This is a genomic window from Mycoplasma sp. ATU-Cv-508 (assembly GCF_004011945.1).
Taxonomy (GTDB): domain Bacteria; phylum Bacillota_I; class Bacilli_A; order Mycoplasmatales; family Metamycoplasmataceae; genus RYZV01.
Genome location: NZ_RYZU01000001.1, coordinates 1 through 22900, shown reverse-complemented (window position 1 = coordinate 22900; position 22900 = coordinate 1). Strand labels below are relative to the sequence as shown.

The following is a 22900-nucleotide window of genomic DNA, read 5'->3' as shown; positions in this document are numbered from 1 at the left end:
CGATGCCAACCAAAAAAACTCGTAAACGTTACATTCCGAGCGCCTTTACAATCATCTTCGCGATGATGATCGTTTTCGTGCTCGCTTCATGGATCGGATCTCCACTTAGTTCAGAAATTCAGGGAGTCGGGATATTAGATATTTTTACCGCTGCCTGGCACGGTTTTGCCAGTAAAGCAGAAATCATTCTTTTCATTTTTGCCATTGGAGGCACGCTAGGAGTGATGACGCGTCTCAAAGCGATTGATGGCGGCATTCAAGCGCTTGTGAATGCGCTGCGCGGCAAAGACAAAATTTTAATCGTAGTTCTAATGTTAATTTTTGGTCTAGGCGGAACGACTTACGGAATGTGGGAGGAAACAATCGCCTTTTTCCCAGTTTTAATTCCGATTTTTGTCAAGTTAGGTTACGGTCCTTTTATGGCTGTTTTAGTCGTTTTAGTCGGAGCAGGAACCGGATGTTTAGCTTCCACGATTAACCCGTTTGCAGTTTCAACCGCGATCGACGCGATTGTCAAAGTAAACGTGGAAGGCGAGACGCCTTTTTCGGACTTTGCCCAAGGCGTGGGTCAAGGGACCCGCTGGTTAGCGTGGGTGATTTACGAAGTTGCCGCGATCGCTTTAGTGATTTACCTTGGCAGATTGCTCAAACGAAAAAATGGTCACTTAGTTGGTCTAAACACCGAAGCGATTGCCCACAAATTCGCCAGTTCAGAAAAAATCGTTTTCACGGTCCGTCGCAAAATTGCGCTTGGTCTTTTTATGACTGGTTTTGTCATCATGATTTTAGGTTTTTTACCTTGGCAGTCGTTTTTTCCAAGTTTAAAATCCGACCAAGGTTGGTGAAACACTTGGATGTGGTGGCTAGCTTCGGTCGATTCTAATTCGGCTTGGGAGCCGCTTGGTGGTTGGTACTTTGTTTCAGTTGCCGGCATTTTTCTAATCATTAGCGTAGTTATATTTGCCATCAGTTGGAACGACTTTGTTGAAAATGACCAAACCAAGGAAGAAACTTTTTTAACCACCTACGTCAGCGGCGTGAAAGACGTTGTCAACGTCTGTCTGCTAATTGGCGTGGCTGCTGGACTGGGAATCATTTTGGAAAAGACTAACTTTGGACCGATCATTGCCCGGTCAATTTCTGGTCTCGCCGGAGCAAACTTAATTCTTTGGGGTGTGAGCGTCTTCCTAATTTCGTTAATTCTTTCCTTCCTAGTTCCTTCCACGAGCGGTTTTTCATCGGCTTTCATGGGTATTTTTGCGACAGCAATTGCGCTTGGGACTGAACAAGGACTGCAAAACGCGGCTTTGGCATTAACAATTTTGGCCTTCATTTTTGCTTCTGGAGTGATTAATTTGTGCGCGCCAACTAGCGCCGCATTAATGGGATACACCGCTTACAGCGGCGTACCTTATCCGGTGTGAATTCGGAACATTTGACCGGTAGTTTTAACCTACGCTGTTTTAGCGCTAGTTTTAATTATCACCTTTGGAGCCATGGCCAATCAAGGGGTGATTTTCTAATGGCTAAAGTCGTGGTGGCTTTGGGCGGCAATGCGCTTGGAAACACGCCAAGCGAGCAGCGCCAAAAAGTCGCCTTAACCGCCAAGGTGATTAGCGATTTGACAACTCAGGGCCACGTGGTTCTGCTTTGCCACGGCAACGGACCTCAAGTCGGCATGATTAATAACGCGTTTCAAAGCGCTTATTTAAAGCAAGAAATTCCCGAGGCGATGCCTTTTGCCGAGTGCGGAGCGATGAGTCAAGGATACATTGGTTATCACATCCAAAACGCGCTGCACAACCAGTTCGCGCGCGCTAAAATTAGTCGACCCGTCGTCACGCTCATCACGCAAACTTTTGTTGATTCCCAAGACCCTGCCTTCCAAAATCCGAGCAAACCGATCGGCACCTTTTTAAGTCAATCCGAAGCAGAAAAACTAGCTAAAGCTAACGGTTGAGACGTTAAGGAAGACGCAGGTCGCGGTTGAAGAAGAGTCGTGGCCTCGCCCATTCCACGGGCGATTGTCGAAAAAGAGTTGATAGAGACTTTGGTGGCTCACAAAGCCGTGGTGATCGCAGGCGGTGGCGGAGGCATTCCCGTGGCGTTGGAAAAGGGCCAGTTAGTTGGCAAAGCAGCGGTGATTGATAAAGACCTAACAGCCGCCCTGCTGGCCCAGATCATTAAAGCCGACAAGTTAGTTATTTTGACGGCTGTTTCGGCAGTTAAAATTAACTACCAAAAAGACAACGAGAAAGATTTAACAACTGTCAGCGTCAAAGAGCTCAAAACTTACGTTGGTCAAAAACAGTTTGCGGTCGGATCGATGCTACCTAAAATTGAAGCGGCGCTCCAGTTCGTGACAAAAACAGGCCAACCAGCTTACATTGGTAACCTAACCGATGCAGCGCAAATTATCGCTGGTAAAGCGGGCACTAAAATCGTTGCCAATTAGTTTTGGCGGGCATTTTCTAAGTATTCAACTAACTTTTCAAACGAACTTGTTTGGGTTATTTTTGACCGTAAGCGCGGTAACTGAGTGTCTGATCGGCTACTTCTTGGTCACCAAGATAATTTGAAACTTACTTTTACCAGTTTGAGCATCGCGAATTTTTTTGTTTAGTCGTTCATCGCGCTCATCCAGCTCAGCGCGAAAACCACGCTCGGTTAAGCGTTGAGTAATTTTCTGGGCGTAGTCAAGGTGTTTATGAATGTCAACCGGAATTACGCACACTTGCCGCGGCGCTAACCAGAAAGGTAAGTTGCCTTTGGTTTGCTCGAGCAAAATTGCGATTAAGCGCTCGTAAGTACCGACGAGGCCGCGGTGAATCATGACTGGTTTTTCTTTTTGACCCGCTGAGTTAACAAAATAAAGACCAAATTTTTCGGGTAAAAGAAAATCGAGTTGTAAAGTTGAGAGAGTAATCTCGTGACCTAGGGCGTTTTCAACTTGAATATCAACTTTAGGTCCGTAAAAGGCCGCCTCGCCAACCTTTTTTTGGTAAGGCACTTGGAGCTTGTCCAACACCTTGACAAGCTCTGACTCAGCGAGTTTTCACATCGCCTGGTCAGGGTAGTACTTAACTTGGTCACCCGGGTCGTGAAGCGAAAGAGATACGTAGGCAATTTTAATGTCCAGACGCTGAAGCACTTTCTCAATCATTCGATAGCAGTTTTCAAACTCGGAAACAATTTGGTCAGACCGGGCAAAAATGTGAGCATCTGTCAACTCCATTGACCTAACTCTTTCTAATCCGCTCAGAGCTCCGGATTTTTCGTAGCGGTAAAGTTGAGCGTGTTCGCTCAGGCGAAGCGGTAAATCGCGGTACGAACGAAGTTTTAACTGGTAAATTAAAACGTGGTGGGGGCAAGCCATCGGACGCAAAACAAATTTTTCGTGGTCAACTTCCAGCAGCGGAAACATGTCTTGCTGGTAGTGGGCTAAGTGACCCGAAGTTTGGTAAAGCGACTCTTGACCAAGACTAGGTGTTGAGACTTCTTGGAAACCAAAACTTTTTTCCACTTGGCGCAAGTAGTTTTGCAGCGCGGTTTTAATCGCCATTCCGTGGGGTAGTCAAATCGGTAAACCTTGACCAACTTGCGCTTCAAAAGCGAAGATTTCTAACTCCGTCCGATTTTTCGGTGGTCGCGTTCTTGCCGGTCGCTAAGAACTTTTAAATACTCGGTTAGTTTTTGCTCAGTTGGTCAAGCCGTTCCGTAAATGCGCGTCAGTTGGGGTCTTGATGAATCGCCGCGTCAGTAAGCGCCTGCCAGGAAAGCAATTTAAAGTGGGTAATTTCGCCCGAGCGAGCCACGTGGTTACCTTTGCAAAGATCGCTGAAAACGCTCGTTTTACTTTGGGTCAACCATGCCGTAGTAAGTAATCGTTTTGTTAGCTAAAATCAGTTCGTTTAACTGCTCGTTTTTAAAAGGTTGGCCCGACAAATCAATCGGATCAACTAACTCGTAGCGGTAGTTTTGCTTAGCTAGTTTGTGCATTCGTTTTTCAATCCGCGCTAAATCAAGCGGAGTGATCGGCTGGGCAAAAAGAAAGTCGTAGTAAAAAACCTTCTTTGATCGCCGGTCCAAAACCGAGTTTGACGTCGGGAAAAAGCTGACAAACGCTGGCGGCCAAAAGGTGAGCGGCACTGTGGTTCAGAGCAGGGTCGGCCTTAAACATAGCGTTATTATACTGGAAAGACCGCAGTCCAAAAGTTACTTGAGCAGTCAATCGGCACCTTTTTGGTCTTCGTAAACAAGTAAGTTTTCAAAACCAGTTTGACGGTGAACTTCGTAAGTTAAAAGCATCACCGAATTGGCTAAATTAAGCGAACGACTGGCGGGTTGCATCGGGATTCTCAAACAGCGCTCAGGAGCGGTTTGTAAAATCGTTTTGGGTAAGCCATCTGACTCGCGGCCAAACATTAATCAAACTTCTTTTTTGTGCTTGGAAAAATCGTAATTAGCGTAGTTGGTCAAGCCATAACGCGTTAAGTAAACGATCTTTTCGGCCGAGTATTTACGTTGGAAAGCATCGTAGTCAACGTGAATTTCGTGCTCAATGTCGCTCATCCGGCGACCAGCGGCAGCCCGTTTGAGCAGGCGCGGATGAGTGTCAAAACCCAGCGGGCCAATTAAATGAAGTTTAGCACCCGTCGCTTTGCAAATCCGCACGATGTTACCGGTGTTATTGGGAATTTCTGGTTGGTAAAGAACGACGTTAATTTTCATAACCGACTCGACCCGAATGCTCAGCGACTAGTTTTAAAATTTGGAGAGTAGTTTTAAAAGAGTGCTTGGCGACTTTCCAAAGTACGCCTGGTCCGTGCTTTAAAACTAACTCGCGACCGACGCTAACGATTTTGGGATTGCTTGAGCCCAGCGGGAACAGGGTGTTATAACTTTTGTTTTGAATTTGCATCCGCTCAATTAATTTGGCTCGCGCCACGATCGAAGCTGCCGCTACGCAAATGTATTTGCCTTCAGCCTGCGTTTCAAAACGCAGTGGTCAAGTTGGTCAAAAAACGCCAAAAGTGCCTGCCTGAGCGAGTTTTTTAACATAACGTCTCATCCGAGTGGTGCTGTTAACACCGCCGTTTGTCTTAGCAAAATCGTCAACAATCGCTAAGTCAACTTGCTCGAGTCTTTCGGCTAAAGACAATAGCGCTTGGAAGTGCAAAAGCGTTTTTAGTTCGTTAGCGTTATAAGTTTTGTTAAGACGGTTGTACTCATTTTGGTCAAGGTAACGCACGCTGGACTTGATGCGCTTTTTAATTAGTTCAAAAAGTTTAAGAACTTGCCTGTCGCTAATTTGTTTGGAATCTCTTACACCCAAAGATCGGAAGTAATCCCAGTTAGCCCGCGGGACAAAAACGGCAGCCACGACGAGCGGCGTGTAGTAATCACCCGCGCCAGTTTCATCGCTGCCGATAATATTTTCAGCCTGCCCTGTTTGGTTCATGCTCACATTATACTCGCAAGAACTAGGCGATAGTGGCTATAATTGCTAGTATGGTTGGCATTGATTTAACTACCATTAGTCGCTTTGAAAAACCAACTTCGGCATTGATTCGGAGAATTCTCCATCCCCAAGAAATCGCTGATTATCAGCAAAGTCCGCCAAAAGTCTTTTTCTAGCTCAGCGCTGGGCGATCAAAGAGGCGCTTTACAAAGCCGACAACCAGTATTACCACTTTAACCGCGTGAAAATTGCTCGCGTTGGACGGGTGTTCAAAGTTCCTGGTTTTGTGGTCAGCACTTCCCGGGAAGGCGATCAGTGCGTGGCGATCGTTATTAAGGAGTTTTAGCGTGCCAATTAAGTTAAAAATCTTTTTCATGTTTCCAATTTTCGCTTGGCGGAACCACCGCGCCAAAGTGATTGCTCGTAAAATCAAAAAGTGGAAAGATGAATCGCGTTACAGCGAGCAGTGAAAAAACGACTTTGTTTTAAAAAGAGCCCGCCAGTACGCCAAACTTTTAAACGTTAAAGTGATTGTCAAAGGTCGCGAAAACTTACCACGAACGGTGGCGCTTTTGACACCTAACCACAGTTCTTTCCTGGATTCATCAATTATGCTGATCGCACTTGCTTACCCGGGCAACGATAAGCAGGAAGCTAACATTCAGTCGGTCTACATCGCTAAAAAAGAACTCAAGAAAAACCGGTTCCGTGGTTACCTTGACATTTTGCACACTTTTTACATTGACCGCGAAAAACCGCGCGAAGCGATTAAAGTGTTTGGCGAATTTATTGACTACGCTAAAAAACACAAAAAACTAGCCGTGATTTTTCCCGAGGGCACCAGGACCAAAGACGGTTTAATTTCAACTTTCCGTTCGGGCGCTTTTACTTTGGCCAAAAAGTACTACTTACCGATTGTGCCCGTCACGATTAATAACAGCTGAGGGATTGGCGATTTGACCCGCAAAGGCGATTTAACAGTCGAGGTTGTTTTTGATAAACCGATTAAACCGGTCAGTTTCATTAACCAAGACGCCAAAACTTTGGCCGAAAGAGTTGAAAAAATCGTTAAGCGCAACTGGAAACCGCCCGTGGTCGTGCCGCGGAAAAATTCCCAAGAACGGCGGTTGGCTTAATGGAAAACCAGTACCAACAAGGCATTATTCAAATCGACAACTTCCAAGGTCCTTTTGACTTATTACTCGCTTTAATCAAAGACAAAAAACTTGACATTTTTGAGGTCAACTTAGTTGACGTAGTTAACGAGTACGTCAAAATTATTGAAAGTCTTGTTAATGAAAACGTTGATTTAGTCAGCGAATATTTGGTTATGGCCGCGTCGCTAATTAACTTAAAAGCTACTATTACTCAAAGAACCGACAGAAAACAAAAAAGTTGCTAAGCAAACCCAAAGTCTCTTGCAGCGACTTTCCATCTACCAAAGTTTTAAAAATTTGGCGACTCTTCTCAAACAGCGCGAAGCACTAGGTTTTAAAACGCTGAGCAAAAAAACCAGCGACATGAGCGAGTTTGTTAAACCGAGCGATCCGACCCGACTTGATGGTCAGGGCAACGTGATTTGACTAATTCGGACTGTTCGTCAAATGTACGCGCGTCTTTACGCTCACAACTTGCGTAAAACCACGATTAGCAAATTTAACTGATCGGCACAAGAAGCGCAAAGGCGCATTTACGATTTGCTAAGCACGCAAAAAAGTCTCACCTTTACCCAAATTTTTCGCTTGCCTTCTTTGCTCCACTTCGCCCAAACTTTTCTGACTATTTTGGACCTTGCTCGTAAGCAGGAAATTAGTCTAAGCCAAGAAAAACCTTACGCGCCGATCAGCTTGACTAAAGGAGGTCAAAATGACTAACGACAATCGTAACCAACTACTGAGCGCTTTAGTTTACTTAGCCGGTGAGCAAGGCGTAAAACCCGAACAAGTTAAACAAGTTTACGATTTACCAATTGCCGAGGCGAGGAAAATTTGTCAGTCTTTCAGCGACTGGTTTAACGCGCTCAATCTTGGGATAATGGTGCAAAGTTTTAACGATGTTTACCGCTTTGTCACCCGACCCGAACACTTTGAGCAAATTAGCAAATTAGTTACTCACGAAAAAAAGCAAAAACTCTCGCAGGCAGCGCTTGAAACAATCGGAATTGTCGCCTATCGTCAACCAGTCACGCGCAGTCAAATTAACGAAATTCGCGGCATAGCATCCGAAGCAGTCGTCAACACTTTGCTGACCAAAGGACTAATCGAAGAACAAGGGATTAGTCAAAAAACCCGGCAACCCGATTTTGTACGGAATCACCGAGAAGTTTTACACTTATTTCCAAATTAACTCTTTGCAAGAATTACCTGATTTAGCCGAATTTGATTACTCAGAGGGCGTTGATAACGAATTTGATTTATTTGCATCTCAGCGCGAGTAAAGGAAACAGTTGACAATTTTAACTTTGGTATAATTGCGTTATGAAACGGGAGTTTAACACCAAAAAATGGGTTTATGACCGGATTGGTCATCTTAAGTTGGAAGCCCGTCGTGCCAGATTAAGAAACCAAATTCTCACTAGCGTTCTTTTTATCGCCAACATAGCCACACTCGGTTCGGCCGGCACAGCGCTTTACTTCTTAATCACTCAGTTTAAAGAAGTTCAAAAAAGCGCGGCTAACTTTTTGCCTTTCATATTCACGATGGTCTCCTTAACATTCATTTTGCTAACGTTCATTATGCAAATCGTGAATACCGTTTACCGCTCCCGGATGAAAGACGCGATTTACAAAGCTTCAATTGATAGTCTCAAAATCGAGATCGTTAAGTTTGAAAACCGCGTAGGTGACTACGGTCGTAAAGACGCTCGTCAATTGTTGGAAGCAGCGGTTCAAAACATTGAGGCTAACATTCGCAACTACAAACGCACTAAAGTTAAATTCCGGAACGCTTTCTTTGGTACGATCGTCGGAGGCAAGTAATGCGCGAAACATTTAACATTGAAGATTACGGACATAAGATCGTTGACTTTTTGAAGCACCGCGTCATTGGTCTGGAGCGGGCTTACGTGTCAATCAACGTGATCATTCTTCTCCTGGGACTGGCTACCTCAATTTTTTCAATTATATTTGCCTCCAAACTTTTTGGTCTGACTACCGTGCCTGACTGGTATCCCTACATAACTGCTGGGATTGGCGCCTTTACGACTTTAGTCACATCGCTCTTTAACTTTTCCACATCCGCGAATCGCTCAAACGCGACCAAAACGCTTTTAAACCGCGTTTGGGTTGAAATTAACAAGTACGAATCCCAACTTGTTCCTAAGTACCGTCTCAAAGACCGTGAGTACAAACTTATTCGTGGCCGTGGAAGCGATTTTAGGTAACGAGACAGCTAAAACGGAGGTGCTTAACAGTGAACAGCGCTAGTCCGCTTGAAAAGTACAAGGTTTTAGTTCGTAAGTACCGACGTTCAAACGCCCTTTTAGTTTTCATTAACATGGCCATTTTCCTAATGTTAGCTTCAACTACCGTGCTCAACTTGTGAGCTTTGAAGTTAGATGTTTCGCGCCTAAAGTTCGATATGCTAATTCGCTACTTGTTTTTAACTATGGCTTGCGCTTCGGCTGTAGCCGCCTCGCTTTCGGGTCTGATCGGTTTTTTGAACTACAAAAAACGCTCCAAAACAGCTTACGAAAAAATTGAACTAATCAAAAAGCACTGGACGTGGTTTGAAATTCAAAAACCAGGCCTTTATGACAAAGCTAGTCGTCACGTAGATTTAATTGAAAACATTACTTCAATTTTGAACAATTAAGATTTTTAACCAATTTGAGTTGGATGCAAATTCGCCGACAACTTGATTCTTCAGATTGTGGTCTAAGCGTAATTCAAGCGCTGCACCACCGCTTTTACCGTCGCTGACTTGGTCTAAACTTCTTGCGCGCCCAAACCGTCCTTGGTTCGCGCGGTTTAACTGCTTTTCACTTAGTTGCCTTGGCTAAAAATGTCGGCATCATCTTAACCGGTTACCGGCTTAGTTTTGATGAGTTAAAGGCGGTCAAGCAAAGTCAAAAATGGTGAGTGGCGCTAGTCGGCACAAAAGACTCCCCACTACGTGATTATCACTTTTGGTAAAAACCGCTTAACCGTTTACGATCCCCAGCGCGGTAAAATCTTTTACAGTTTGAGTGAGTTTGCTCAAATTTATCAGCAAGTTGTTTTTAGCGTGGAAAAATTACCAATCCATTGAAAACCACCTGGCTCGCTTGATTTTGCCAAAGTATTAGCGGGACAGCAGCGAACTTTAATGCTCGTGTTTGGTTTGGGAATTTTAGAGATGATCGTCAGCTTGCTAGGAAGTTTTTTAGTTAAACTGGTCGTTGATTTAGTCATTCCCAGTCAACTCACTCGTCTGTTAATTAGTCTCGGCGCGCTTTTTGCTTGACTAGCGCTTTTGGGCGTCTTTTTTGAGACGCTGGAAAGCTTTTTAACCCGGCAGTTGCTTTGGCGCGCTGAATACCGTCTTTGCCACCTTTACTGGCAAAGTTTTTTCACCGGACCCAAAAAGCTTTGAATCAGTTAACTAACAGCGAACATCTGCAAAGAATTACTTTGCTCAGTCAAATTTGTCCCACTTTGGTCGCTTTGTTACGCGACATTGTCTCTTCAACTAGTTTAATTTTTTTAGCGCTCGGACTAATCAGTTTTACCCATTGGCAAATTTTAACTAGCGCGGTTTTGATCGCTAGTTTAATCGGTTTAATTAGTTTTTTAGCTCAGCGCAGTGTAAAGCCGTTTTTAACTAACTGGTTAAAACAAGAAAACAAGTACTTGGGCGAATTAGTCTTGGCCGTTCTTGGTAAAGATCAACTCAAATTTCCGCCTTACCAACGCTACATTCACCGCCGAATCGCTAACGCTTTACAAACGGTGCAAAACACCAAAAAAAGCCGCCTGGTCTTACCAACGCACTTTCTTAATTTGACACCAACTAACCAAGCGACTAGGACAAATTGCTTTGACATTAGTGGCTGTTTTCTTAGCGCTTGAAAACCAAATAAGTCTTTGGTCAACTCTTTTTAGTCTGGCGATTGCCAACAACTTGTTTGGTCCTACCGAGCGTCTTGTAAGCGCTCTAGAAACCCGAATTAATTACAAAATTTGACACGAGTTAATTAACACAATTTTCGTTTTGCCCGGGGAAAATGAGCCTAAAACGCCGCTTAAATTGGACAAAATAACCAAACTAGTTTGCCAAAACTTAACTTTCCGCTACGAAAAACCGCTTTGAAAATTGAGCACTTTGAACTCCGATCAAACTTGCATCTAGTTGGTAAAACGGCGTGGGCAAAAGCACTTGACTGCGCGTGTTGGCCGGACACTCTCAAGGCGATCGACCGCTTTGAGTTAACGGCGCAGAGTTAAATAATTACCGCCTGTCAGATTACCGCAAGAAAGTTTGCTTGGTCAGCCCTAGTCAAACGTTTCCCGAGGCCACGCTTTGGGAAATACTAACTTGTTCATCGCGCCCAGCAAGTTTGAGATTAAACCAAAACAGACAGACTTATCAACTTGATCATGTATTAAAGCACTTTGGTTTATCGTGAAACCAGTCAATTACCGACCTAGGACACCATCTTTCAACTGGTCAACGTCAACTTATCGCGATTTTGCCGCTCTTTGCTTGGCGCTTTGACTTAGTTTTACTTGACGAAGCGCTGGAAAACATTGACCGCAAATGAACAAAATGACTAGCTGAGCGACTGAGTCAAGTTCAAGATGCGCGTTGAATTGAAATTTCTCGTTCGCAAAACTACCTCATGCCGGGTCAGGAGGTTTTCTTTGAAAAGATCGCTACTTGCTGGTAAATTTTTTACCCCTGTTTTGTGCTTGTTGTCAACCTTAGCGTTAACTAGCGCAGTTTTAAGTCTCTTTTTGCCAGTTGAAAAAACTACCTTGGTCCGGGTGGTAATTAATTGACCTAAGCAACAAATTTGAATTAGGCCCGACCAAATTCGTTTGCTCAGTCAAGCGAGCAGTTCTTAAAGTCGTTTTGGACCAAAAAACTTACCATCCGCAAATCGGACCAATTAGTTACGACCAAAAACTAAGTCTTTATCACGCCCAGATCGACGGACTGCCCAGCCAGGTTCCTTACGAAACGCTTGATCTTAATTTAGTTTGGGCAACGGGCTTTCTTTGGGAGTGGTTAGTATAATGCTTAGGTGATTAGTTTAACCATTGTTAACCAAAGCGGTCGGCCTTTCTTAAGACGCAGCTTGCTGCAAAAGATAGCTCAGCAAGTCGGTCAAAAAGTTTTAAAAAACGCCCAAGTGGAAGTTAGCGCAATTATTATCGGCGACAAGCAAAGTCAAGCGCTTAACCAAACTTACCGGCAAAAAAATCAAGTTAGTGATGTTTTAGCTTTTCCGAGCGAAATCGAAAAAGTGGCCTCAATCTTCCGCAGTTGGTCCTTGGCGATATTTATCTCAACCGGCGTCAAATTGCTCGACAAGCGCGAACGTATGGTCACTCGCTTAGGCGCGAGTGAGGTTACATTTTTACCCACGGACTGCTTCATCTTTGCGGCTACGATCATAAGAGCCCAGCCAAAGAAAAACAAATGCACAACTTAACCGAAAAAATTATCGGTACAATTGGATTAACAAGGTCTTAAAAATGCTCGAGTTTATTCGCAAAATTCACCGTAAAACGCTCTATTCGCTGGTCGGACTGTGGGTTTCTTTTCGGGAGGAAAAGTCGCTTGTAACGCTGCTAATTATCGCGATCGTGGTGATCGGATTCGGAATTTGACTGGGTCTTTCGCCCGTCGCTTGGGGTCTGATCATCTTGACGCTGTTTCTTTCAATTGTGATTGAAATCATTAACACCGCTCTTGAAGCAGCGGTAGACACGATTTCTTTCCAGTACAACGTGAAAGTTAAAAAAATTAAAGACATTGCTTCAGCGGCCACTTTGCTCACTTCGCTAGCATCTTTTGCAGTCATTTTAATAGTTTACATTCCGCGCTTTGTGGAGGTTTTTGGTTAATTTGTCCCAGCAATTAAAAAAGCAGAACCAGGACGACAAACGGGAGACAAAACCGCTAGTTACCAAAGTGGCCCTGGCCTAAAAGATGCCAACCAAAAAAAAGTCGGTCTGGTGGCTTTGGCTGGTCTGCCCAACAGCGGTAAATCGGCGCTAGTTAACCGCCTATTAAACTACCAAGTGGCAATTAGCACGCCTTTACCCCAAACCACTCGCGACGTGATTAGGGCTATTTACAACGACCAAAATTCGCAGGTCGTTTTTCTTGACACACCCGGACTAGTCACGAGCACCAACGTTTTTAAACAAGTCTTAACTCGCAAAGCCCAAAAAACTTGGCAAGGCAGCGATTTAGTTTTGTGACTTCACCCGGTTAATGAAGCGCTAACTGACCAAGAAAAAGAGTGGGTCAAAGTTTTAGACCCCGGCCAAACGCTAGTCGTTTTAACTAAAAAAGATTTGTCTAAACGCTCAAAAATCAGTTGGGAAAACTGGCGCACGATTTGGCATGAACTTGGTTTTAAAGCGGTGGTTGCCGTTTCCGTGTTTGAAACAGCGTCAATGATGGAATTAGTTGAGGCGATTAAAAACCGGCTTCCGAGCGGGAAACCTTTTTATCCGAGTGACCAAATTACCGACCAATCGCTCCGTTTTTTGGCAGCCGAACTGATCCGTCTAAGCATCATCCAAAACACTTACCAAGAAGTGCCCTTTGCTAGCGCGGTTTTAATTGAAGAGTACCGCGAAGAAAGTCAAGCGGTTAGCATTAAAGCGGTGATTTTAGTGGAAAAGGAAAGTCAAAAAGCGATTGTGATCGGTAAAAACGGCGCCAAAGTGAAACAAATTGGCACAGCAGCTCGTCAAATGATTAAAAGATTAGTTGCCAAAACGTCCACCTTTTTTTAAAAGTTAAAGTTAGACGGTGAACTAACGACTTAAAGCAAATTAAAGCGCTGGGCTATTAATTTAACTTTGCCCGCCTAAGTTTATAATTGCTCTTATGAAAGATAAGCCAGTTAGTCTCTCCATCCATCAACATTTAATTGAAACCGGGTTTGTCTTTCCCGGTTCGCAAATTTACGGCGGATTGGCTAACGCCTGGGATTACGGTCCGCTCGGTGTCAGTTTGATTGGCCAACTCAAAAAAACTTTGGTGAAACTTTTTTGTCACTCGTCAACCTAACGTTTACGGATTGGACAGCAAAATTTTAATGAATCCCCAAGTTTGGAAAGTTTCGGTCACGTTGAAAATTTTCAAGACTTGTACGTGGAAAACAAACTGAACCAAAAACGTTACCGGGTGGACGTTTTGCTTGAGCAAATTGATCCTAACCAAAACTGACAAAGCCAAAGTCAGGCTCAAATTGAAAAATTTCTCAAGGAAAAAGTCACCGAGTGGGAAGGCCAAAAAGCGCTCTGAGGTGAAATTCGTCAGTTTAACTTAATGTTTGAAACCGACCAAGGCGTGGTCAGCGACGAAAAAAGTCGCATCTTTTTGCGACCCGAACTAGCCCAGGGAATTTTCATTAACTACAAAAACGTCTCGCGATCAATGCGGGCTGAACTGCCCTTTGGAATTGCCCAAATTGGACGTTCCTTCCGCAACGAAATCACGCCGCGCAACTTCATTTTCCGCACCCGTGAATTTGAGCAAATGGAACTAGAGTGGTTTTGCGAGCCGAGTCAAGCTGAGCAGTTTTTTCACGAGTACCAAGTTTTAATCAAGCAATTTTTAAATTCGCTCGGCCTAGACCGCGAGCGTTGACGCTGACGTGAGCACGCGGCCCATGAGTTAGCCACTACGCCAAAAAGACTGTTGACGTAGAGTTTAACTTTAGTTTTGGTTGGGGTGAAATCATTGGTTTGGCTAACCGGGGAGATTACGACCTTAAAAAAACACTCCCAAGCCAGTCAGGTCGATTTTGCGACCACTTTGCCCGGTCAGTCTGAAAAAATTTACCCATTTGTGATTGAGCCTTCGTTCGGAGTTGACCGTCTAGTTTTGGCTGTGCTGGAAAACGGTTTCACGCGGGAAAAATTAGCCGACCAAAGCGAGCGGATTATTTTAAAGTTATCCAAAGACTTAGCGCCTTACCAAATCGCCGTTTTACCGCTAGTTAAAAAAGTTCACGGTCAAGTCGCGCAAAAGCTTTACCAAGAGCTCTTGAGTCAGGGTTACCGGTGCACGTACGACCAGAGCGGGTCGATCGGTAAACGTTACCGACGCCAAGATGCGATTGGAACGCCAATTTGTTTAACGGTAATTGACCAAACTAAGAGCGAAGGTCAAGTCACGCTGCGTGAACGCGACACTATGAAACAGATAACCATTATGTATAAAAATATTAAAAATCATGTATAATTGTGCTAGGTAATATGATGTTGAAAAAATGAGTGTTAAGAACAAGTATTTTGAGTCTAGCTGTGGCGCCGTCAGTCGCTTTGGCACTTTCGTGTGGACCGCGTGAACCTAAAGTTTACACGTTAAAAAACACCGACGTGACTCCAAATAGCAGTGGAAAGTTAACCATTTCCAACGATACTTTAGAGTGACTTCGCGACCAAGGCTACGACTTAGTAAAAAACGGCGACGGTAAATCGATGCTCAGAATTGAGTCTTTGCCCCAAAACTTTTGGGAATACTTTCCGCATACAACCGAAATTGCAGCCGACACTTTCCGCGGTTGAGGTTTGACCGAAATGCCTCGCATTCCGAGTCGAATTACTAAGATTGGCGCTTATGCTTTTGCATCTAACCGTTTAAAATCAATTAACTTTGAAAAAGATACCCAACTTAGAACGATTGAACGTCACGCGTTTTACGATAACGAGATCACCTCTATGTGGTCATCAAGCGATCAAAGTAGCACGCCTTTAAAGTTAGAATACATCGGTTGAGGAGCATTTAAAAACAACAAAATCGGTGGTTATGTCTACTTGCCCAAAAAGCTGCGAACACTAGAAACCGAAGCTTTTGCCGGTAACTCAATTTCGCGCGTCAGTTTGAACCCTAATTTACAAGAGATTGGAGCCAAAGGCTTTTTGACAAAAAAATGCCATTTACCGCGTCAAGATTTATAACGAACAAACTCGCTTTGACGGTCAAAGCTACGATCCTCGTAACCCGGAAGAAATTCAAACGGCTTTAAAAAGAGTCTTTGGACCCGACTGAAACACGCGATCCGAAGTTTATTTATCAACCCTTAATTTGACCAAGAGCATTAGTTCGCGCAAAAGTCAAATCAATTTTAAAATACTCAAGTACGACGATGCCCAGGGAACGCTAACGCTTAAAGCAGAAGTGTCAAAAGCTGGCAAGCAAGTTCGCAAAGAGATTCAAGTTAAAAACTTCCTAACTAATAACTCGAATCCCGCGATCACCCAGACCGAACGTGAACAAGTTAAAAAACTAATCGAAAGTTTTCGGGACACTTACCAGACGACTCACACCGATAAAACCATTTACGGCGTAAACGCTTCTAGCAAAAAAATAGCGACTCCGGAAGACCTTGGAATCAAAGACTTTTGACCAAGCAAACAAATCGAAACTCTTGGTTTAACCGCACAAGTTTTAGTTAAAAACCGTGACTTTGAAAAGGAATGTTTAGATTGCGTAGTCGTGGTTAAGTCAACTAACGGATATAACTTAGTTCGCGAATTTACAATTAGCGGATTTAGAAAAACACCTCAGTACGCCGAGGTAGGCACAACTGACCAAAAGCAGGTCGAAAATCCTGAAGGTGATCAGGAGCAAGTTGACGCTAAAAAATTGGTTGACGAGACTTTAAAAAAGATTACCGAAAAACCTTACCAAACAACGCTAAAAACTACTTTGCCTTCGGAAGTAGGGATTGCCGGGATTAAAAACAACTACAAAAGCAAAGTTCAGCTGGGAATTAGCAATGAACTGGACGCACGAGTTCCCGAGCTTGATTCAGAAATCAAAGTTGAATTTGAACTAATCCGGGTAGACGACCAAAAAGGTGAAATTGAGACGAATGCAAAAGTGAGTTATGGTGAGTACAGCCAAAGCGCCAAAGTGTTAATCACTGGCTACCAAACCACTGAAGGAAGACGCATTTCCAGCGAAAAAGATGTTGATGACATCATCAAAGAGTTGAGCGGAGAACTGCTAACTAACCAAATTGACAAAACTCCCTCCGACTTACTGGAACTAGGTGAAGAATTTTGGAAAATAGGGCGTTTGATGGTTGATAACTACTTCACTAAAGACGACGCTGATTACGGAGATCGGGCTGGTCAAATTAAAAATGTCAAACTGACTCACAAAAGTTACACCAAGTTCGCTTTCGCTGAGGTGCCTAACGACGCGAAAACAACCGGAATCCCCTACGATAAATGGTGGTAGAATTTAAAGGTTAATGATCAAGTTAACCGGGGGTAAAGACGGGTGTCAAATTCGGTTATAGATAAAATCCGTCAAGAGCTTGACATTACCCAAATCGTTGGGCAAGAGTTAAATTTAGTTAAAAAGGGCAACAACTACGTTGCTCTTTGTCCTTTCCACGATGATTCAAGACCATCGCTGATTGTTTCTAGTCCAAAACAAATCTTTAAGTGTTTTAGTTGTGGCAAAGGCGGAGACGTGATTAGTTTTTACAGCGCTTACCACAAAGTCACTTTTTCGCGTGGCGCTTGAAAAGTTAGCGGCCGAGGCTGGATCGATTACAAACCGTTCGCGCGTTAGAAAACTACTCACCCGAGGAAGAAAAAATCTTTAGTGCTCTGTCTGACGCGAGAGATTTTTTTATGAACGCGTTAGAAACTGCCCAGGGTCGTCAAGCCCGGGAATATTTAAACGGTCGGCAAATTCAATCCGCCCAAATTGAACAGCACCAAATCGGATATGCTCCCAGTGATTCGGACAAACTCTACACCTACCTAATCGCTCGCCAGCATGAACCAGAAACACTCAATTTGTGCGGTATCTTTAACCGGGAACAAAAATGCATTTTTGCCGACCGAATCACTTTTACTCTTACTAACAACGGCGGTAAAGTGGTCGGTTTTTCTGCTCGAGCGCTAGACAAGGCCACCGAACCCAAGTACCTTAACTCAAGCCAAAGTCCCGTTTTTGAAAAAAGCAAGTTACTCTTCAATTTTCACCGCGCCGAAGATGCGATTCGTAAGTCGGGCGAAGCAGTGCTCGTTGAAGGTTTTTTGGACGTAATCGCGTTAGAAAAAATCGGTTACCACAACGTGGTAGCTTTGATGGGGACTAATTTTTCTAGCTTCCAAGCAAGTGCGCTTGGGCAAGTGGGCGTCACATTGATTTTGGACGGCGACCCGGCGGGCTGAACGCGATTCAAAAAGTTATCGCTGAACTAGTCCAAAAAAGTTTGCCCGTGGAAATTGTTCCGCTGGGAGTAGGTCAAGATCCGACCAAATTTTTCAAACTGACCAAGGAGAAAGTCTGAAACAAATTGTCAGCCAGAAAGTTCCTTGACTCGAATTTGTTTACCAAAAAACTTGTCCCCAAAACGCCCAAACTCCGCGTGAAATTGAAATTTTTGTCAAACAAATGGCGCCGTTTTTAAAACTTGCTAACCGTCTTGAGTGGGAGTTTTACCTCAAAAAAATGGCGCGTGAATTTGACCTTAGTTTAGAGGTTTTGACCCAGATGATGCTTTTCGGATGAGCGGGCAAAACCCGCCATCTAAAAAGCAAGCAGTCGTTTTAGCTAGCGAGCCCCAAATCGCTCAACCAAACTTGAGGAAATTATCGTTCGCTCGATGCTCAAAAACGCCCGCCTGGTTGACGCTTTTGTCCAGAGCAAATTAGTTCTAAGTAACCCTGACCTTAATTTAATTGCCAGCTACATTGTCAATTTCGCCCAAAAACCGACAGTTCCGGTCAAAGTCAAGCAAAAATGCCAAGAAATTATTAGTAAAAGTGGTATAATCGCTAAAACACCGGACGAGTTTCAAGCCTACATTGACCGCGTAAAATGGATTAACCAGCGCCGTTTGCAACGGCAAATCCAACGTTCGCTTGACATTACCCAAGATCCTGACGTAGCAATCAAACTGCTCAAAGAGCAGATCAAACTCAAAAAAGGAACGAACAATTAAGATGGCAAAAGTTTTTGTACCACCCCAGTTTAAGACGATCGTTCAAGACCTAGTTAAAGTTAAAAAAACTACCAGACAAGTTCACCTAACTCAGGACCAAGTCTACAAATACTTGGAAAAAAAGGGTATCGCTCTCAACGATGAAGCTACTAACGATTTGCTTGAAACGTTAATCGAACTTGACCTTTTGCTTGACGAAATTGACCCCCACGACTTTGATGATTTTAAGAGTCAAGATTTTACCCAGGAAATCGGGTTAGTTAACTACGACGAAACGAAAGAAATTTCGCTCGATGACATTGAACAAACCCAGGAAATTGGCGATTTAGAACTGGTTAATAAACTGACTGAAACCGACGACATAGTTAAGTGGTACATGCGCTGGATAGGTAAGTACGGAAAACTCTAACTCACGACCAGGAAATTGAACTGACTAAAAAATTGAGCAAGGCGGACGAATTGGTAAAAAAGCGCGCGACATGCTAATCAAACGTAACTTACGTCTAGTGGTAAATAACGCTAAAAAGTACAAAAACCGCGGGTTGTCTTTTATTGACCTTATTTCCGAAGGTAACTCCGGGTTAATTAAAGCGGTTAGCAAGTTTGAATACCGCAAAGGTTACAAGTTTTCCACTTACGCGACTTGGTGAGTTCGTCAAGCAATTACCCGGGCAGTCGCTGACCAAGCACGAATTATTCGCGTGCCAGTTCACATGGTGGAGACGATTAACAAAATTATTAAAATTGAGCGAGACATTTACCAAGAGCTAGGTCGCAGCGCGACAGACGAAGAGATTGCCGCACGAGCAGGCGGTGACTTTGATGCCGAAAAAGTTCGCTACATCCGTAAAATCAACATCGACCCAATTTCACTCGACAAACCGATTGGTAAAGAGGATGACTCTTCTTTCTCAGACTTTGTGCAAGATGAGTCGTCAATTTCACCGATTGATTACTCCTCCCGCGAGGAACTCCAAAAACTGCTTTTTGAAACAATTAGCCACTACATTCACGACGAAAGAGAAAAAGAAATTATCATGCTGCGCTACGGAATTGGCTACGACCAAAACAAACAAAAAAACCGTCCCCACTCGTTTGAAGAATTAGGTGAAAAATTTGACGTTACCAAGGAGCGCATTCGCCAAATTGAATCGAAAGTGATTAGACGTTTACGCCAGCCACAAAACCACCGAAAACTCCGCGAGTTTTACCGTAACATGTAAGTATGCTCAAAATTAATCACGTGGTCAAGTTCATCGGCCAACTTTTCCCTACCGCAAAGCTTTGTCAGGCGATCGGGTCGGGCTTATTTACGGCAGTCCCCACAAACCGGTGGAAAAGGTGATTACTGCGCTAGATCTAACGCCGGAAGTGATGGATCAAGCCGTCCGTGAGCAGTGTGACTTAATCATCGTTCACCACCCGTTTCTTTACGAAGTTTCGCTCGATCTAGAGTGGCAAAAAGCCCCTTATAAACACCTTGTTCACAAACGGCTAGTTAACACGGGGATTGGACTTTTAGTTGCTCACACTAACTACGAACTTAATTTGGCACGGCATGAGCGAGCAAGTGGTTGAAACGCTTTCGTTTTCAAACGTGAGAGCAATTGGCAACAACCGCGCCGGGGCAATTTTTACTACTAACTTATCGATGTACCAAATTTTCGAATTGATTAAACGTAAATTGGGAATCGAAATTTTCCGATCCAACTTTGCCGTGCCCAAAAACACCCGTTCGGACGAGCACAAAATCGCGATTTTACCAGGCGCGAGCGATGTGCGCGACATTCTGCTGGCTCACCAACAAGGAGCCCGAACAATTTTGACCTCCGACGTCAAGTGATCAACTTGACTAGTGTGCGAAACACAAACATCCGTTTAGTCAGCCTTAGTCACAGCATTGAAAACGTTTTTAGCGATCACATTAGTGCTTTACTAAGTCAAAAGTTCCCAGACTAGTTTGTCTGAGGCAAAAGATTAACGTGCAGGAGCACGTCAGCATTATCAAAAAATTAACTTATGTCCAAAAAATCCCTCAGCCTACGATCGGATGCCACGTCAGTTTTGCTAAGCCCCACTACTTAGTTGGCGCAGTTCGCGAGGCGCTTAGTTACGGGAGCTAACGCTTGCATGTTTCACCTTGGACCACCCAAAACGCTCGGCGTGTTAGCCCTACCCTTTACCAAAACCAAGATTACCAAAGTCAGTGAGAAAAGTTAATTCCGCCCGAAAACTTAGTCATTCACGCTCCTTACATCTTAACCCAGCCCAACCCAGAAAATGGGAGTTTGCTCGTGACTACCTTAATTGCTGAAATTAAACGAATGAACTCTTTTGGTGCCAGGTACTTAGTTTTTGCACCCGGGTGCTTACGGTAAAGTTGGTCCCGAAGTGGCACCGCCCAACTAGTTAAAACGCTGGGGCAAGTTTGGCAAACTCGGAAAAGTAACCATTTTGCTGGAAACGATGGCTGGCAAAGGCACCGAGTTAGGGACCAGTTTGGAAAAGCTCGGCCAAATTTTGGCTTTAGTAGACAATCCGCGGTTAGGGATTTGTTTTGACACTTGTCACGTTTGGGACAGCGGCGTTAACATTCAAACGTGGACCAGTTGGTTAGGCTGACTCAAAAACTGAAAATTTAATCGATAAAATCGCGGTTTTTCACATCAATGATTCTAAAAACGGACTCGGTTCGCGGAAAGACCGGCACTCACCTATTGGGTCACAGGTCAAATTGGTCTGAAAGTTTTGCAAGCGATCGTTTGGCATCCTTTTCGCAAAGCGGTGATGATTTTTAGAAACCCTTTGTGATAACAAGCCGCGCTTTACCAGCGCGAAATAGCTTTGCTAAAAGGAGGAACTAGACTAGTGAGTAATCTTAGTCAAAATTAATTAATTCAGCGCACATCGGTCCGACACTTCCAAGACTTATAAACCTTTCAGCCAGCGAAATTGAAAACTAACTCAGAGTGGATTAACAACGCAACCGACCTCTTTTAACAGTCAACAGTTTTAGTGTTTCTAAATCGTTGAGCGGTCAGGAACTGATTCAAAAAATTTGTCAAGTCACGCGGCAAAAACATCTTTGCCAGGCGGTTTAATTTTGTTAGTTGTGTTAGATGCACGCGGCAAAACCAATTATCAAGCAAATCACGGTCAAACGCCGGCTTACGAACGTTTTTTATGAATTTAGTCGAATGTGCTGGACGCGGGAATTGTGGCCGGTCAAATTCACGACGTTCTAATTGATTGGGGTTACGGGGTTTGGGGTTTTTTTACATTGGCTCGACAGCCGGCTCTTGACCAGAAAACTTTAAAACTACTTGGTTTAACTAACGACACAATTGCTTTAGTCGGACTAGCGGCTGGTAAATCGAGTCGGGCAAACCCGGTTAAGCCTAAAAATTGCCAAAGTGTTTCTCAACCGTTATAACAAAGCCGCGGCGCTTAAAAACCTAGCCTCCTACCAGATTCAGAGCAAGAGTTATTTCCAGGCGATTGGTGAACCGAGTTTTATGAACACCAAAGTCTACTTTATGAACCAAAAAAGCAACCAGAAGGTTTAAAAGCGGCGCTAACCACCATTCGGAGTGAATTTAAAAAACTTTTACGATTCGCTCGTTTTAAAAACGCTAGTTAGACAAGAAAAAACGCGTTTTTTCGGCAAAAATCTTTATAAATTAGTCTGTATATTGATTTTCTCTGAAGTTAGTATACAGAGAGGAACTCAATTTGAATATGCAAGCACTGTTAAATTTTTCCACGACAAAAAAGGATTTGGTTTTTATCGGAGTTGAAGGGCGCGAACAAGATTTGTTTTGTCACTTCAGCGCGATTGATGGCGATGGATTTCGTAAACTAGCCAAAGACCAACGTGTGGAATTTGACATTGAAACAATTGATGGCAAAGAACGCGCCAAAAATGTTAGAGTACTTGGTTAATTAGTCCAAGCAACAACTAAAAAACCTGCCAGGCAATTGGCAGGTTTTTACTTAAGCAGATTAAAACCTAACTATTTAGGGAGTTCTAACTGCAAAATTTAACCGAAAAGATCTCGTCGTCGGAAATGTAATCCAGTCTTTCAACAATCACAATTTCTTGTGAAGAGACATTTTAAATCCAAATTTGATTTGTTTGTCGCCCAACTTAGAGGTAATTTTACCTTCTAATGTTCGGCGTTTATCATCAAATTTCTCAATTTGAATCGTGGTCAAATTTTCGGGTAAACAAAGTATTTTTTCAAAGGTACAGATCAATTGGAGAGTAAGGTCTTTTCGTCTTTGCTAAATCCGACGGAAGT

At 43.7% G+C, this 22900-nt stretch carries 34 protein-coding genes and 4 pseudogenes; 35 read left to right on the top strand and 3 right to left on the bottom strand.

Features of this window, described 5'->3' with window-relative positions; translation table 4 throughout:
* Positions 1-2: 2 nt before the first annotated feature.
* On the top strand, positions 3-1523 hold the full coding sequence (locus CSH31_RS00175) for a YfcC family protein (RefSeq protein WP_128008381.1): 1521 nt from the start codon (positions 3-5) through the stop codon (positions 1521-1523).
* Complete coding sequence (arcC, locus tag CSH31_RS00170) at positions 1523-2455, top strand: carbamate kinase (protein ID WP_127942518.1); 933 nt, start codon at positions 1523-1525, stop codon at positions 2453-2455. Before CSH31_RS00175 ends, arcC begins: the two co-directional genes overlap by 1 nt.
* On the opposite strand, the pseudogene thrS reads toward arcC, so the two are convergent.
* The 3 genes and pseudogenes from thrS to CSH31_RS00155 all read right to left on the bottom strand — a co-directional run bounded on the left by thrS (position 2452) and on the right by CSH31_RS00155 (position 5461).
* Positions 2452-4180: pseudogene (thrS, locus tag CSH31_RS00165) on the bottom strand (threonine--tRNA ligase). The gene arcC and the pseudogene thrS sit on opposite strands and share 4 nt — an antisense overlap.
* 35 nt (positions 4181-4215) lie before the next feature.
* Positions 4216-4731: a tRNA (cytidine(34)-2'-O)-methyltransferase gene (locus CSH31_RS00160; protein ID WP_128008380.1), complete on the bottom strand. Its 516-nt coding sequence runs from the start codon at positions 4729-4731 to the stop codon at positions 4216-4218.
* A complete protein-coding gene (locus tag CSH31_RS00155) occupies positions 4721-5461 on the bottom strand; it encodes a ribonuclease HIII (RefSeq protein WP_128008379.1) in 741 nt (246 codons plus the stop codon). Before CSH31_RS00155 ends, CSH31_RS00160 begins: the two co-directional genes overlap by 11 nt.
* Positions 5462-5493: 32 nt before the next feature.
* Here CSH31_RS00155 and CSH31_RS04505 point away from each other — a divergent pair, with 32 nt between their 5' ends.
* From CSH31_RS04505 to CSH31_RS00005, 33 genes and pseudogenes are all read left to right on the top strand, one after another.
* Positions 5494-5637 carry a 4'-phosphopantetheinyl transferase superfamily protein gene (locus CSH31_RS04505; RefSeq protein WP_236630672.1) on the top strand — a complete coding sequence of 48 codons (144 nt, stop codon included), beginning with the start codon at positions 5494-5496 and terminating at the stop codon, positions 5635-5637.
* A gap of 171 nt (positions 5638-5808) precedes the next feature.
* Complete coding sequence (locus CSH31_RS00145; RefSeq protein WP_128008378.1) at positions 5809-6597, top strand: lysophospholipid acyltransferase family protein; 789 nt, start codon at positions 5809-5811, stop codon at positions 6595-6597.
* Positions 6597-6863: a segregation/condensation protein A gene (locus CSH31_RS00140; RefSeq protein ID WP_128008377.1), complete on the top strand. Its 267-nt coding sequence runs from the start codon at positions 6597-6599 to the stop codon at positions 6861-6863. Before CSH31_RS00145 ends, CSH31_RS00140 begins: the two co-directional genes overlap by 1 nt.
* Before the next feature lie 52 nt (positions 6864-6915).
* Positions 6916-7335 carry a segregation/condensation protein A gene (locus CSH31_RS00135; protein ID WP_128008376.1) on the top strand — a complete coding sequence of 140 codons (420 nt, stop codon included), beginning with the start codon at positions 6916-6918 and terminating at the stop codon, positions 7333-7335.
* Positions 7328-7807, top strand: coding sequence for an SMC-Scp complex subunit ScpB (locus tag CSH31_RS00130; RefSeq protein ID WP_345775147.1), 480 nt, complete (start codon positions 7328-7330; stop codon positions 7805-7807). The genes CSH31_RS00135 and CSH31_RS00130 overlap by 8 nt, the downstream gene beginning before the upstream one ends.
* Positions 7764-7898: a hypothetical protein gene (locus CSH31_RS04805; protein ID WP_345775146.1), complete on the top strand. Its 135-nt coding sequence runs from the start codon at positions 7764-7766 to the stop codon at positions 7896-7898. The genes CSH31_RS00130 and CSH31_RS04805 overlap by 44 nt, the downstream gene beginning before the upstream one ends.
* Positions 7899-7938: 40 nt before the next feature.
* Positions 7939-8439 (top strand): hypothetical protein, encoded by a 501-nt coding sequence (locus CSH31_RS00125; RefSeq protein WP_128008375.1) that lies wholly within the window; start codon positions 7939-7941, stop codon positions 8437-8439.
* Positions 8439-8843, top strand: coding sequence for a hypothetical protein (locus tag CSH31_RS00120; protein WP_128008374.1), 405 nt, complete (start codon positions 8439-8441; stop codon positions 8841-8843). The genes CSH31_RS00125 and CSH31_RS00120 overlap by 1 nt, the downstream gene beginning before the upstream one ends.
* A 29-nt stretch (positions 8844-8872) precedes the next feature.
* Positions 8873-9274, top strand: coding sequence for a hypothetical protein (locus CSH31_RS00115; RefSeq protein ID WP_127942502.1), 402 nt, complete (start codon positions 8873-8875; stop codon positions 9272-9274).
* A 23-nt stretch (positions 9275-9297) separates the two neighbouring features.
* Positions 9298-9594 carry a cysteine peptidase family C39 domain-containing protein gene (locus CSH31_RS04800; RefSeq protein WP_128008373.1) on the top strand — a complete coding sequence of 99 codons (297 nt, stop codon included), beginning with the start codon at positions 9298-9300 and terminating at the stop codon, positions 9592-9594.
* The gene (locus CSH31_RS04795) at positions 9575-10042 is read left to right on the top strand and encodes a hypothetical protein (RefSeq protein ID WP_128008372.1); all 468 of its coding nucleotides are present in this window, start codon (positions 9575-9577) and stop codon (positions 10040-10042) included. The genes CSH31_RS04800 and CSH31_RS04795 overlap by 20 nt, the downstream gene beginning before the upstream one ends.
* Positions 10030-10542, top strand: a complete 513-nt coding sequence (locus tag CSH31_RS00100; RefSeq protein WP_128008371.1) for a hypothetical protein — start codon at positions 10030-10032, stop codon at positions 10540-10542. Before CSH31_RS04795 ends, CSH31_RS00100 begins: the two co-directional genes overlap by 13 nt.
* Positions 10487-10789: a hypothetical protein gene (locus CSH31_RS00095; RefSeq protein WP_161565588.1), complete on the top strand. Its 303-nt coding sequence runs from the start codon at positions 10487-10489 to the stop codon at positions 10787-10789. Before CSH31_RS00100 ends, CSH31_RS00095 begins: the two co-directional genes overlap by 56 nt.
* A 13-nt stretch (positions 10790-10802) precedes the next feature.
* Positions 10803-11327 (top strand): ATP-binding cassette domain-containing protein, encoded by a 525-nt coding sequence (locus CSH31_RS00090; protein ID WP_128008369.1) that lies wholly within the window; start codon positions 10803-10805, stop codon positions 11325-11327.
* Between the two features lie 185 nt (positions 11328-11512).
* Entirely contained in the window at positions 11513-11677 is a 165-nt protein-coding gene (locus CSH31_RS04240; RefSeq protein WP_161565587.1) for a hypothetical protein, read from the top strand.
* Between the two features lie 7 nt (positions 11678-11684).
* Entirely contained in the window at positions 11685-12095 is a 411-nt protein-coding gene (locus CSH31_RS00085) for an rRNA maturation RNAse YbeY (RefSeq protein ID WP_128008368.1), read from the top strand.
* A 43-nt stretch (positions 12096-12138) separates the two neighbouring features.
* The gene (locus CSH31_RS00080) at positions 12139-12510 is read left to right on the top strand and encodes a diacylglycerol kinase (protein ID WP_127942494.1); all 372 of its coding nucleotides are present in this window, start codon (positions 12139-12141) and stop codon (positions 12508-12510) included.
* Between the two features lie 111 nt (positions 12511-12621).
* Positions 12622-13413 carry a GTPase Era gene (gene era, locus CSH31_RS00075; protein WP_161565586.1) on the top strand — a complete coding sequence of 264 codons (792 nt, stop codon included), beginning with the start codon at positions 12622-12624 and terminating at the stop codon, positions 13411-13413.
* A gap of 94 nt (positions 13414-13507) precedes the next feature.
* Positions 13508-14869, top strand: a pseudogene (locus tag CSH31_RS00070) (glycine--tRNA ligase).
* Positions 14870-14871: 2 nt separating this feature from the next.
* A complete protein-coding gene (locus CSH31_RS00065) occupies positions 14872-15588 on the top strand; it encodes a leucine-rich repeat domain-containing protein (protein ID WP_128008366.1) in 717 nt (238 codons plus the stop codon).
* A complete protein-coding gene (locus CSH31_RS00060) occupies positions 15533-16876 on the top strand; it encodes a lipoprotein 17-related variable surface protein (RefSeq protein WP_161565585.1) in 1344 nt (447 codons plus the stop codon). The genes CSH31_RS00065 and CSH31_RS00060 overlap by 56 nt, the downstream gene beginning before the upstream one ends.
* Positions 16877-16918: 42 nt before the next feature.
* The gene (locus CSH31_RS00055; protein WP_128008364.1) at positions 16919-17215 is read left to right on the top strand and encodes a CHC2 zinc finger domain-containing protein; all 297 of its coding nucleotides are present in this window, start codon (positions 16919-16921) and stop codon (positions 17213-17215) included.
* Between the two features lie 62 nt (positions 17216-17277).
* Positions 17278-17856 carry a toprim domain-containing protein gene (locus tag CSH31_RS00050; protein WP_128008363.1) on the top strand — a complete coding sequence of 193 codons (579 nt, stop codon included), beginning with the start codon at positions 17278-17280 and terminating at the stop codon, positions 17854-17856.
* Positions 17777-18208 carry a hypothetical protein gene (locus tag CSH31_RS00045; protein ID WP_128008362.1) on the top strand — a complete coding sequence of 144 codons (432 nt, stop codon included), beginning with the start codon at positions 17777-17779 and terminating at the stop codon, positions 18206-18208. Before CSH31_RS00050 ends, CSH31_RS00045 begins: the two co-directional genes overlap by 80 nt.
* A 52-nt stretch (positions 18209-18260) precedes the next feature.
* The gene (locus CSH31_RS00040) at positions 18261-18599 is read left to right on the top strand and encodes a hypothetical protein (protein WP_128008361.1); all 339 of its coding nucleotides are present in this window, start codon (positions 18261-18263) and stop codon (positions 18597-18599) included.
* A gap of 1 nt (position 18600) precedes the next feature.
* A complete protein-coding gene (locus tag CSH31_RS04495) occupies positions 18601-19008 on the top strand; it encodes a hypothetical protein (protein ID WP_236630671.1) in 408 nt (135 codons plus the stop codon).
* A 70-nt stretch (positions 19009-19078) separates the two neighbouring features.
* Positions 19079-19822: a sigma-70 family RNA polymerase sigma factor gene (locus CSH31_RS04490; protein ID WP_236630670.1), complete on the top strand. Its 744-nt coding sequence runs from the start codon at positions 19079-19081 to the stop codon at positions 19820-19822.
* Positions 19823-19874: 52 nt separating this feature from the next.
* Positions 19875-20243 (top strand): annotated as a pseudogene (locus tag CSH31_RS00030) (Nif3-like dinuclear metal center hexameric protein); the annotation flags it as partial.
* Positions 20244-20250: 7 nt separating this feature from the next.
* The gene (locus CSH31_RS00025) at positions 20251-20481 is read left to right on the top strand and encodes a Nif3-like dinuclear metal center hexameric protein (protein ID WP_201736467.1); all 231 of its coding nucleotides are present in this window, start codon (positions 20251-20253) and stop codon (positions 20479-20481) included.
* A gap of 100 nt (positions 20482-20581) precedes the next feature.
* Positions 20582-20722 (top strand): hypothetical protein, encoded by a 141-nt coding sequence (locus CSH31_RS04235; RefSeq protein ID WP_161565583.1) that lies wholly within the window; start codon positions 20582-20584, stop codon positions 20720-20722.
* Positions 20723-20725: 3 nt separating this feature from the next.
* Entirely contained in the window at positions 20726-20977 is a 252-nt protein-coding gene (locus CSH31_RS00020; RefSeq protein WP_128008358.1) for a hypothetical protein, read from the top strand.
* Positions 20978-22012: 1035 nt separating this feature from the next.
* Positions 22013-22165 (top strand): hypothetical protein, encoded by a 153-nt coding sequence (locus CSH31_RS04230; RefSeq protein WP_161565582.1) that lies wholly within the window; start codon positions 22013-22015, stop codon positions 22163-22165.
* A 147-nt stretch (positions 22166-22312) separates the two neighbouring features.
* Positions 22313-22541, top strand: a pseudogene (locus CSH31_RS00005) (cold shock domain-containing protein).
* Positions 22542-22900: the final 359 nt, after the last annotated feature.